Origin of the sequence: Roseovarius maritimus, from assembly GCF_043355895.2 — a bacterium.
Taxonomy (GTDB): Bacteria; Pseudomonadota; Alphaproteobacteria; order Rhodobacterales; family Rhodobacteraceae; genus Roseovarius; species Roseovarius maritimus.
In genome coordinates, this window is the sequence record NZ_JBHFPF020000020.1 from 20,638 (window position 1) to 30,891 (window position 10,254).

12 protein-coding genes and 2 pseudogenes are annotated in these 10,254 nt (G+C 51.8%); 12 read left to right on the forward strand and 2 right to left on the reverse strand.

Going from position 1 to position 10,254, the window contains the following annotated elements:
- Window positions 1–270: 270 nt before the first annotated feature.
- Window positions 271–1,284: a response regulator gene (locus ACEWPM_RS19305; protein ID WP_393964021.1), complete on the forward strand. Its 1,014-nt coding sequence runs from the start codon at window positions 271–273 to the stop codon at window positions 1,282–1,284.
- A 21-nt stretch (window positions 1,285–1,305) separates the two neighbouring features.
- The gene (locus tag ACEWPM_RS19310) at window positions 1,306–1,650 is read left to right on the forward strand and encodes an Hpt domain-containing protein (protein ID WP_393964020.1); all 345 of its coding nucleotides are present in this window, start codon (window positions 1,306–1,308) and stop codon (window positions 1,648–1,650) included.
- 242 nt (window positions 1,651–1,892) lie between these two features.
- On the opposite strand, the gene ACEWPM_RS19315 is transcribed toward ACEWPM_RS19310, so the two are convergent.
- Complete coding sequence (locus ACEWPM_RS19315; RefSeq protein ID WP_393964030.1) at window positions 1,893–2,147, reverse strand: transposase; 255 nt, start codon at window positions 2,145–2,147, stop codon at window positions 1,893–1,895.
- Window positions 2,148–2,876: 729 nt separating this feature from the next.
- Here ACEWPM_RS19315 and ACEWPM_RS19320 point away from each other — a divergent pair.
- From ACEWPM_RS19320 to ACEWPM_RS19340, 5 genes and pseudogenes are all read left to right on the forward strand, one after another.
- Window positions 2,877–3,377: a hypothetical protein gene (locus ACEWPM_RS19320; protein WP_393964019.1), complete on the forward strand. Its 501-nt coding sequence runs from the start codon at window positions 2,877–2,879 to the stop codon at window positions 3,375–3,377.
- Window positions 3,378–3,631: 254 nt separating this feature from the next.
- Window positions 3,632–3,853 (forward strand): type II toxin-antitoxin system Phd/YefM family antitoxin, encoded by a 222-nt coding sequence (locus ACEWPM_RS19325; RefSeq protein ID WP_393964018.1) that lies wholly within the window; start codon window positions 3,632–3,634, stop codon window positions 3,851–3,853.
- Window positions 3,854–4,143: 290 nt separating this feature from the next.
- A pseudogene (locus ACEWPM_RS19330) lies at window positions 4,144–4,242 on the forward strand (hypothetical protein); the annotation flags it as partial.
- A gap of 198 nt (window positions 4,243–4,440) precedes the next feature.
- Window positions 4,441–5,004 carry a metallophosphoesterase gene (locus ACEWPM_RS19335; protein WP_393964017.1) on the forward strand — a complete coding sequence of 188 codons (564 nt, stop codon included), beginning with the start codon at window positions 4,441–4,443 and terminating at the stop codon, window positions 5,002–5,004.
- Window positions 5,005–5,199: 195 nt separating this feature from the next.
- Window positions 5,200–5,484 carry a nucleotidyltransferase family protein gene (locus tag ACEWPM_RS19340; RefSeq protein ID WP_420768114.1) on the forward strand — a complete coding sequence of 95 codons (285 nt, stop codon included), beginning with the start codon at window positions 5,200–5,202 and terminating at the stop codon, window positions 5,482–5,484.
- 4 nt (window positions 5,485–5,488) lie between these two features.
- Here the strand turns inward: ACEWPM_RS19340 and ACEWPM_RS19345 are convergent.
- Window positions 5,489–5,907, reverse strand: a pseudogene (locus ACEWPM_RS19345) (transposase); the annotation flags it as partial.
- Window positions 5,908–6,158: 251 nt separating this feature from the next.
- Between ACEWPM_RS19345 and ACEWPM_RS19350 the strand changes: the two are divergent.
- The 5 genes from ACEWPM_RS19350 (at window position 6,159) to ACEWPM_RS19370 (ending at window position 9,880) form a co-directional block, all read left to right on the forward strand.
- On the forward strand, window positions 6,159–6,722 hold the full coding sequence (locus tag ACEWPM_RS19350) for a hypothetical protein (RefSeq protein ID WP_393964015.1): 564 nt from the start codon (window positions 6,159–6,161) through the stop codon (window positions 6,720–6,722).
- Between the two features lie 151 nt (window positions 6,723–6,873).
- Window positions 6,874–7,878, forward strand: coding sequence for an IS30 family transposase (locus ACEWPM_RS19355; RefSeq protein ID WP_393964014.1), 1,005 nt, complete (start codon window positions 6,874–6,876; stop codon window positions 7,876–7,878).
- Window positions 7,879–7,933: 55 nt separating this feature from the next.
- Window positions 7,934–8,131 carry a hypothetical protein gene (locus ACEWPM_RS19360; protein WP_393964013.1) on the forward strand — a complete coding sequence of 66 codons (198 nt, stop codon included), beginning with the start codon at window positions 7,934–7,936 and terminating at the stop codon, window positions 8,129–8,131.
- 195 nt (window positions 8,132–8,326) lie between these two features.
- Entirely contained in the window at window positions 8,327–8,944 is a 618-nt protein-coding gene (locus ACEWPM_RS19365) for a hypothetical protein (RefSeq protein WP_393964012.1), read from the forward strand.
- 183 nt (window positions 8,945–9,127) lie between these two features.
- Window positions 9,128–9,880, forward strand: a complete 753-nt coding sequence (locus ACEWPM_RS19370) for a hypothetical protein (RefSeq protein WP_393964011.1) — start codon at window positions 9,128–9,130, stop codon at window positions 9,878–9,880.
- Window positions 9,881–10,254: the final 374 nt, after the last annotated feature.

The window sequence follows — 10,254 nt, forward strand, 5'->3', positions numbered from 1 at the left end:
CTCCGCGTATGCCCCTATCTCCTGCCTCTGATTGAAGGACCGTCCCCCTTGCCAAGAGCTGGCATTCTAAAAACTGGCTCTGCAAATTGAGGCGAAATTATGAAATCCCGGTCGGCTAGGCGAGTTTGGCACGGCGAAACGCTCCTGAAATCCAATGCAGAGAGGCTCTTTGAATATTTTGCCTTAAAACTTGTTTTCTATCAAAATGTCATACTTTGGCCACTTGGTAATGGAGAATGGGCGCACGCATAACGGGAGTTGGAAACTTCCATGCCCCTGACCGCAAAGATGGAGAGTGGGATGAAAATCCTAGCTGTTGACGACGATCCGATCATTCTGGAACTTTTGACGGAAGTCCTGAAAGTTGCAGGTTTCACGAACCTGACGCTCTGCGAATCCGCGCATGATGCGTTGCAAGCTATTGAGCATGCGAGAGTTCCCTTTGACTGTCTGCTGCTCGACATCCAGATGCCGAAGATGGATGGCGTGCAACTGACATCTGCGGTGCGCAGACTACCGGGCTACGAGGTCGCGCCGATCCTAATGATAACAGCGATGACCGATCGCTCGTATGTCGACAGCGCCTTCGCGGCTGGTGCCACCGATTACATCACCAAGCCGTTCGAGATAGGCGAAGTCAATGCACGGCTGAACCTAATCCAGGATCTCGTCACGGAGCGCCGCCAGAAAACGGACCGCAACCCCGTCGAGGCAGTGAGCAAGTCAACGTACACCGTCAAGCCAGAGGATCTCGAGGCGCGTCTGACGCTTTCGGATATCGATGGCTTCATCGATTATCTCGCCCTCGAGAACTATTTGCTTCAGGTCTCCCGGATTTCACTCTTCGGCATGCAGGCCTTCGGCGTCGTCATTCCGGATGCTAAGCGGATGTTTCGGTCCAGTAGCCTTTACGAATATCACGCGGCTATTACCGATGTTGCCGAAGGAATCTCGGACTGCCTGAAGCCTCGAAGGTTTTTCATCTCACACGCAGGCGGCGGGCATTTCATCTGCGTCTTAATCGAAGGCGATTCAATAGATCCCACCGCGCTCGAGGCAGATCTGAATGATCGGCTCTGCGCGATGGATCTGCATTTGTGTGATGGCCGCCCCTTGCTGGTAACTCCGGTCGTGGGTGACCCGATGACTTTGCAGTTGAAATCGGGCCGTAGCGCAGTAAATACATTGGTGCGCGCGCTATCTCTGGCCGAGGCTGCGGCCCGGACACCGCGTGCCGCGGTCGCAACGCCCAGCTCGACGCTGACCAAACTCTTTGGCTTTTGACGCAGGTATCAAGGCACTGACATGTATCAGGAGGATCTCATTACATTTTCCACAGGCCTCCTGCGGATCCGCACGCGCTTCGTCGATGAGTTGGATGAAAAGCGCCTGCGCCTAGCCGAGCTGCGATTACAGATCCAAGGCCAAGCGCCGAGCCACGCGGCATTGAAAGAGATCGGGCAGATTTGCCACAAGATTGCGGGCACTGCCTTGACGCTCGGATTTCCCGACCTTGGGGCAAGTGCGTCAGCCATAGATGGCGCCATCGATCAGAAGGCTGCCGAGTTCATCATGCCCTCTTCAGATTTATTGCTCTGCATCGACGAAATGATTGCTGAATCCGTGCGCATTCTGGACGCTCAAAGCTGACGAGCCGCGCCCGCCGCATGCGGATGTGGTGGCACGATCAGGCTCAGTACCGGCTGTGTAAGCCGCACGCAAGCCAGGCTATCGACTTCGGTAAATGGTCGGTCCCAGTCAGTGCATTTTGCTCAAACAACTGGTCCCGCCGAACCAGGTGGTAGGTATCTTTTGTCGTTTGTGCCTGATCTTCACGCCACCCTTTATTGAAATCCTTTAGGCACATGCTTCGGTCCGTGGTGAGAGCTTGGCTAGGTGACTTCGCTCATCACTTTCTTTGTCTCACTGTGATGAGCGGGCAGGCCGGCCATGATCTTCGCAAAAATGCCGCTGTAGCTCGACCGCCTCCAACGATTGTATATCGCCTTGTGCGAACCATACTGTTTCGTCGCATCGCGCCACCCCAAGCCGTTGCGAATAATAAGTATGATACCGCTTAGGTCGCGCCGATCATCGAAGTAAGGCTCGCCATGCGGCGTTGCGAAACAGTACTCCGAGCGCGTCAGTCAGCGCGAAGAAATCCAACATGTCACCGGTCCGTTTTCGGAGCTGTGGATCACGCGACGGACGTGAACTTAATGGGTCCTGAGTCTTTAGTATCTCTGATTTGCTATTCTGACCCCGTCACCGACCGTGGTCGAGGTCGGTGACGGGAGGGTGTTTGGCGTCACTACATACGGACGTGTCGTCCTCAATTTCCCACGCTAACGCGAGCCCGCCTGTGTCGTTGCTGAGGCTGCCATACTTGGCTGCGTTCGTCGCCAGCACGTGCAAGGCCATGTTGAGCGTCTGGGCAATGGTAGGTGGCACCGTGACGCTCAGGCCACATAGCACGACACGGCTTCCGGTCGTCCCAAAATGATTGAGTTGGCTGCGCATGAGATCAGTAAGTTCAACTCGCTGCCCCCGGATATTCACTAGGTGTCTTGGTTCGCCGCGAGTGCCGCTGTCTGGCGCGCGATCACCTGCACGATTGTCAGAAAGTTCTTGCTAAGGTGATGGATCGCGCGCGCGAGCATATTGGCTATTCGACCGCCAAGCAGCGGCGGTGTGATGGGAAAGCCGCTCTAATTGGGAAACATCGTTGTACCATTCGTCATAGAAAAGCCTCGCTATTGCCTGAATACGCCAAGAAAGAACTGCCAAGCTCGCCTTCGAAGGCTAGGGGTCGCAAGGCATCGGTTGAGATCCACTCCTCTGAATTGGCATAGAGAACAAGCGTGGTTAGGACGAAAATGGGTCTCAACTTGGTGGTTAAAGCAATCTACCCAGAACCGACGGAAACACTGTTCGAAAAGGCTAGGAACTTTGCCGACATGATGGAAGTGTCGCGCCCGGTTTCTATCTATGATGGCCTTCCAGCCCAACTGATGCAGCCTGGGCGCACATACATAACAGACGTTACAGCGTTGGGATTTGCGAAATCATATGACTACCATATCCGAATAGACCAAGTCTGTCTCGAGACTAAGCGCATAGAAACCAGCGAGTGGGGCAAGGGCATCCACCACTGGCTGCATACGATACACGTTTTACCAAATAGCAATGGATCAATTTGGATCGACAGAATCAGCATAAATGCCGGTCTGACAACCCCGGTACTCGCTCTCTTTGCTCGACACATGTATCGACACCGCCATAAAAAACGCGGTGCCATCGAGCTTTCAGCCAGTTTGGGGCGCAGCCGCAGGCTGAGTGCCCGTGGCACTCCCATCTATCATCCAACCGAAAATTGATTGAGATGGTCCGGAGCGCATAGAGGCCTTCCTCAATGGGTCTCTGGAGTCATCCGTCGAGCTCTCTGACGAGATTGAGCTTCGGAGCATCTACACAGCCGAGGTCAGCAAAGAGCACAAGCGCTGCCGGGATCTCGAGCTTCAGATCGAGCTTGATGCCGAAAGATCATCTCCGGTCTTCGGCATGGGCTTTATATAACTCAGATTGACCGGCCCGGATTGGCTAATTTAGCTAAGTAGGCCGGAAGGCGATCATGGAATACAATATACACACAGCCAAAAGCCAGCTATCGAAGCTGATAGAAGCCGCGTTGGCTGGCGAGGAAGTTGTTATCTCAAAAGGCTCTAAGCCGGTTGTAAGGTTGACGGCAATCCCCCAGGGTGGCTTCAAATTCGGAACGCTGAAAGGCAAGATCAAAACGTCTCCAGACTTTCTTGGACCCATGTATGAAGATGAGATGGCAACTTGGGAATGAGTTCAGTCCTGCTCGACACCCATGCCTGGGATTGGGCTTTCACTGATGATGCCCAGCTCTATACGAATGCATGCTCAGTAATCGAGAATGCGGATGCCGTTTATGTGAGCCCGATCAGCTTTTTTTGAGATCGGGCAGAAAGTCAGGCTCGGCAAGTGGCCGGACATGCAGCCGTATGCAGAAGACTTGCCTGAAATTCTGCGGGGGCAGGGGGGGGGTTGACGGCCACTTTGACCCGTGAAATCTGTCTTCATGCCAGTCTGAGGAAGTGAGCACACCGGGATCCATTCGACCGATTCATAGCCTCGACGGCCGAGCTTTCGGGGCTGAACCTGGTTTCCAAGGATTCAATTTTTTCTGAAATTACTAGGCTCAAAGTGGTCTGGTAAGATAACTTTGTAAGGGCCTCTCTATTGACCTCATCAGCCAGGGATATTAGGTTCTCAGCATGAACGTGCACTCGATAATACCTGTCGACAGATAGCGTCCCGTTATTTTGCGGGCGGTCTCGACATGTGCCCGTGAGTTTCTAGAAAATCCCAGCATCTCGTGATCGCTCGCTTTGCAAAAAAGTGAAAGAGAACGACATGAAAAAATGGTATACAGCAGACCCCCATTTCGGCCATCGCAACATCATCGAGCATTGCAATCGACCGTTCGAGAGCGCGGACGAGATGGACGGGGTTCTGCTCAAAAACCTGCGGCAGGCAGTTGGACCGAGCGATCAGTTGTGGATCATCGGAGACTTTGCTTTTGGCCGGAAAGCCAAAGACAAAGCGTATGTGCGCTCCATCTTTGATCAGTTGCCAGGGGCAGAAAAGCACCTCGTGGTTGGCAACCATGACAAAGACAGTGTTCTAGAGCTGCCATGGACGTCGATTTCGGACACTGCAACGGTGCAAGACGGCTCTGAAAACAAGTGGCACACACTTTATCACTACCCATTGATCACCTGGAACGGGGCGAGGAGGGGGGCTCTGAACCTGTTCGGTCATGTGCATGATAACTGGTGCGGAAGCCGCAATTCAGTGAATGTCGGGGTCGATCTCTGGGATTTTAAACCCATGCTGTTCAAAGATATCGAAAACAGAGCTGCAAGCCTTCCAATCAATCCGATCTGGCCAGAAGTCGAGCCCGGAGCGGAGCTATGATCAGCTTGTACGTCAGATAAACTACCCATGCGCAGGAGGCCGCTAGATGACAGTGTCTGAGTGCAAAACATTCCTGTGAATTCGAAATACTGATTGAAAAGCAATTACCCCATTTGCTCGAGGTGGTAGTGAGATCGAATGGTTTCATAAGAAGACAAACAACGCCTGCCGCAAGAGATTTTGCGACTTGTAGAGTTGTGTAAACGCGACATGCAAGCAGCGGAAATTTGGCTGTTCGGCAGTCGTGCACGCGGTGATAATCGAGAGGACAGTGATTATGACATCCTCGTCGTCATCCCGGACGACGCCCCAAACGACCTAGACACGCCTCGCGCTGCGTTCCGTCTTCGCCGAAAGTCTGGAGCTCATGCCGATCTGTTGACGGCGCGCATGAGTGATTTTCTGGGAGCACGGATGACGGTCAACACGATCAGATACGCTGTCGCAATGGAGGGCATCCGCCTAGATAAAAATATGTAAATCCTCTAATCCGCTTCTCGAGAGCAGCCTGATCGGTGCGGAGGGATTTGTATTGAAACGTCGAGCGATCAAATCCGATGGCCCCACAGGCCGCCCTGATCGAAACCGCCCAATCGCTGCACACCCCGCGAACCAGTTCGCGCATCCGACCAGGTTTCAGAACTTTCGCCGGATGACGTTCTGCAACATCTCGCGGCCCAAGGTCAGGTCGGCCACGATCTTCTTCAGCCGGCCGTTCTCATTCTCGGGCTGCTTCAACCGCTTCATCTCGGTTGGCAGAACTCCGGCATACTTCTTCTTTCAGTTGAAGTAGGTCGCCTGTCTGATCCCGGCCTTGCGGCAGATCTCCGAGACAGGCGTGCCTTCGTCGCCCTGCTTGATGATGAACGCCTTCTGTGTGTCCGAAAACTTCGGTGTCGTCATGTGAACGATCGAGTTTGCGGGGATCAGATCAGTGTACGAGGGCATGAATAGCCGCACTACAACGACTTCTTTTATTCTTTAACACATAATTAAAAAATTCTTGTATTCTTCTTTAATCATTATAAAATCCAAAAATAAATTTAGTGCTTTGGAATATATTTTTAATTTGATTACGTATTGAGTGGGGTTTACTCTGAGGCGAATCAATTAACAAGAGATAATAGATACAGGGTAAGGGAGGCTGATTTTTAATGCAAAAGGTCGAGTATCAACTTATATTCCGCATTCCGCGGCCGATCCCACTTGATGATTTCACGGGTTGCGAGGAGCCAATCGCACTTTTTCTAAGAGATGTTGAATGTACCTATGTTCACTACGATCATCCAACTCTGCTTATTGAGTTTGAAGATAAGGTACGTGTGAACTCTAGTGCTCTTTCCAGACAAGAGTTCAGTAAAAAAGTGTTGGGAGACAGTATCATCACTCAATTGCTAAAAAGAGCCCAGAAGATCCTGCTAGCGTTGCCGAAGGGCGCACGATTGCATGAAGTTCGACCCCATTTTGTGTCACTCTCGGACATCGCAGAAGCTATAGGCAGATACCGTCGGTACGTGAAAGATAGCAATCTCCTGCCGCCACCAAACGAACACAATCTGTACGATGTATTAGAGATTTATGACGCGTTTGAGAGAAGCGAGTTTGAACTGGAGTCGCTTAAACCTTGGCTGGAAGGTGGTATCAGAGCCCGAGTAGTAAATGCTTGGTTGACCATTACGTGGGTAGACCCTGAGACTGGAAAGCCTACGTTTTTATAGGGGCTTAGCTGGAAAGGTGCTCCATTGCTCGCAATTGCGGACCGGTAGTTTACATAAGATTGATTATGCGTCATCTGGCTGTAGCCGGGGCACATTCTAAACTGGGTTGCGACAAATCCCCTATCTTGCTGGAAAGCAAGGAGAACGGAAGATGGCCCACACGGAGTTAGGTTTGCGTGAACGACGCACAATCGAAGACATGTTGAATGTAGGAATATCCGTCGACAAGATCGCCACTGAGATCGGGAGACACCGCTCGACCGTCTACCGCGAGATCAAGCGGAACCGATATACCGACGATGAGCTGCCCTATCTGGATGGCTACTACGGGATGACGGCGCAGAGATCAGCTAAGCAACGCCGTGCGCGCCGACGCAAACTGGTGCGGCTCGAGGATCTGAGGCGACACGTGATTAAGCAACTGGAGATCGGGTGGTCGCCCGAACAGATCGCAGGTCGATTGCAGTATGACGGTCAACCTGTGCGGGTCAGCCACGAAACGATCTATGCCTATGTTTACGGCCCTGATGGCCAATCCGAAGAATTGGCGCGCTATCTGCCGCATCGGCGCAAGAAACGCCAGCCACGACGCCGACGCACACCGCGTGGCCTTGTTTTTCCGCCGGATCGGTCGATCCATGAACGCCCGGACTACGTCAAAACGCGTGAGACATTTGGCCATTGGGAATGCGATCTGATGATGTTCCGCAAGGAGCATGGGAAGGTGAACGTAACGTCCCTTGTCGAGCGCGTCAGTCGCTATGCTGTGGTGATGCGCAACGAAGATCGGCAGCCCAAGCCGATCATGGAGGCACTGATCCAGAGTCTGGCACCCCTACCCGCTCACGCGCGCCAATCCATCACGTTCGACCGCGGCACCGAGTTCTCAGCCTGGCGGAACCTCAAAGCAGGGATCGGAGCGGATGCTTGGTTTTGTGATCCGCAAGCGCCGTATCAGAAAGGCACCGTTGAAAACACAAACAACAGGCTGCGCCGCTATCTTCCCAGATCAACAGCACCGACGGCGCTGACAAATCGATATTTGAGGTCGATTTGCCAGCGCCTCAATTCAACGCCGCGCAAGTGCTTGGGCTATCGCACGCCTGCGGAGGTCTTTGAAACCAAGCTGATGGAAATCCAGAACCGTTTGGAATAGAACGAGATATCAGAAATTGCGCTTCAGCGTGAGTTCACAGGAGGAGAGCTTCACTGTGACTAGCGATAGAGACGACAACAAAACACCCTACGCGGCCGATCCTGAAGCCATCAATGCGGCTCTCACGGCGATAGAAGAGACACTCGGCACAGTAACAGGTCTGTCCCCTGAACTCTTCGACATTATGCATTCACTCGTCGGCCATCTCGATGTCGATCTGGAAGCAGAAATAGACGGCGACGTCGGAATCTAGCCCCTTTTTCCTACCAGAGCAGCCCATTCCAGAGGCGTCTTCGGGCGCCTTTTTCTTTGCCCCGAAAGCCCCCTTTAAATTTCTAGTGCTAGTATACTAGAAAGTGCTTGCAATCGGGGTTTTATTGCGCACTTGAGAAATAACGGAGGCGATAAAGCATCCGGTGACAGCAAAGAATAGAAGGAAGGCAAAAGAATGTTAGATGTGAGTATGACGGAACTGGATTGGTTGGAGCGCAATGTCGAAGCGGTTCCCTCGTTTGATCAGTCAAAGCTGGCTCTAATGGACGCAATCGAGGCGGCGAAAGGTGTAGCAAGAAAAAAGCTCCATGATGGGACGATTGAAACAATCGAGACCATTCACGTGGGGCGGACCGTTAACGTCAATCGGACTCACAGTTGTGGCCCGCCGACATGGTTTGTTGTCATCACAGATAGGAGTGAATTTGGAATCTACGATGATAGAAGATTTCGAGAATTTGAGGTGAAGTATGGAAATGGTGCCTCAACGTCACTGGACAGTTTTGATGATGAAAAATTGGCAGAATGGCTTCTGCACTTCTGGGATCCAAATAATGACGGCATCAATGATAGCGGTCAATACCGGTATCAGAAGTGGGCCGGGTTGCAGGAAATCGATTTTCTCACAGATAGAAGCAACCCGTTTGCTTATCGCAGCCGGGATAGGATGGATCGTCTGGTGGTCGGTTTCTACATAGAGCAAATGAAGTTGACTAACCTGAGATTGACGCAACACGATCTGCTGAAGATGAAGCGGCATGGGGAGCTGTATGGAGACGATGGATATGGCTGATGAAAAGTGAGTGAAGCGAATGAAGGATCCATATACTCAACTCAATATCTCGATCCCGCTTTCACTCAAGAAAGAGATCGAGATGTTAAGTAAAGCCGAAAAAACCAGCAAAGCGAAGCTGATGACCGCAGCATTCAGGCTCTATAAGAGCACGAGGGATTAAGATAATAAAGGATTTATAACATGAGAGATGAAGCAAACCTGACTGATGAGACGGAAACCGGAGAAATCCAAATTACACTGCTGAACAATGGTTCCGATGGTGCCAGCGTTGAGTTCCATTATGATCTGAAGGACATGTTTCGGAAGGTTTTCAAGAATGCAAAATGGGATTCAGGAAACCAGCGCTGGACAGTCGGTAACCGGTCAGTCAATCGACTCAAAACATGGGTTGATGAGATGAATGCATCCGGACTGCCGCACAAAATAGCGATGAGTGACCGGGTTGATTTGACTGAAAGACAAGTTGAGAAGCTCCGTGACATGATCAAAGGGAAGGCAAATGAGATTGAGCGCGAACAGAAGGCTACTGCTGACTTGCAAGCGGAAGTGGAAAATTTAAAAAAGACAAAAGACCAGCTCAACGAGATCAAGGACGAGCTACAGAAAGCTAAAGATGATCGGAAGGCGTTGGAGGCCGAAGAGCGAAAGGCTCGCCAAGAGGTTAACGAAATCGTTGAAGGTGTCGTCTCCATTTCCGAAATCGAAGAGCTGCGCATGCGCATGCGGCAAGCTTGGAAAAGCCCGACATCGAAGAACCGAGATCTCTTCAATGCGAGCAAAGAAGATCTGATTGAGATCAGAGACATTCTCGAAGAGAACAAGATTGAGAGCGATGGTATCGATCTCGCGATCTCTGCGAACTACAACAGAAAAGATCGTGATTATGATGACCTTCTGGTCAAGCTTGATTTCTCTGTAATCGAAGTAGACTGACTGCGCAGAGCAGGATCAAAAAAGGTATCCGCCACAGCTAACAGGCGGCTGCCTCCTTTTTTGGGGCGTTAGCTGCATTATTCGTCTTCAGACTTCCGCTTGATCATGTCTTGAGTCCGCCTTTTGCCCTCCTCTCCCCCAAGGAATGACCCGTCCTGCCTCCGCTCCAGAAGCTTACTCAGCATCGCGTCTGTGTCGTCCGGCTCGACCAGTCCAGATAGCTTTCGATAGACCCCAGGCCGCTCTCTCAGGCTGTCCAGCCCGGCTTCTAAGAGCTTCGCCTGTTCAGGATCTCGGATTGTCAATCAGCATTCAAAATTGACCCCTTATCGGCGTCCAATACTGACCCCCTCTGGTTCTGAGCTGGCCCGCCG

Bases quoted from the DNA above. Each gene is read 5' to 3' on its own strand.
- ACEWPM_RS19350 (WP_393964015.1), top strand. From the start codon at position 6,159: ATGCAAAAGGTCGAGTATCAACTTATATTCCGCATTCCGCGGCCGATC.
- ACEWPM_RS19370 (WP_393964011.1), top strand. From the start codon at position 9,128: ATGAGAGATGAAGCAAACCTGACTGATGAGACGGAAACCGGAGAAATC.
- ACEWPM_RS19325 (WP_393964018.1), top strand. From the start codon at position 3,632: ATGGAATACAATATACACACAGCCAAAAGCCAGCTATCGAAGCTGATA.
- ACEWPM_RS19355 (WP_393964014.1), top strand. From the start codon at position 6,874: ATGGCCCACACGGAGTTAGGTTTGCGTGAACGACGCACAATCGAAGAC.
- ACEWPM_RS19365 (WP_393964012.1), top strand. From the start codon at position 8,327: ATGTTAGATGTGAGTATGACGGAACTGGATTGGTTGGAGCGCAATGTC.
- ACEWPM_RS19310 (WP_393964020.1), top strand. From the start codon at position 1,306: ATGTATCAGGAGGATCTCATTACATTTTCCACAGGCCTCCTGCGGATC.
- ACEWPM_RS19320 (WP_393964019.1), top strand. From the start codon at position 2,877: ATGGGTCTCAACTTGGTGGTTAAAGCAATCTACCCAGAACCGACGGAA.
- ACEWPM_RS19335 (WP_393964017.1), top strand. From the start codon at position 4,441: ATGAAAAAATGGTATACAGCAGACCCCCATTTCGGCCATCGCAACATC.
- ACEWPM_RS19305 (WP_393964021.1), top strand. From the start codon at position 271: ATGCCCCTGACCGCAAAGATGGAGAGTGGGATGAAAATCCTAGCTGTT.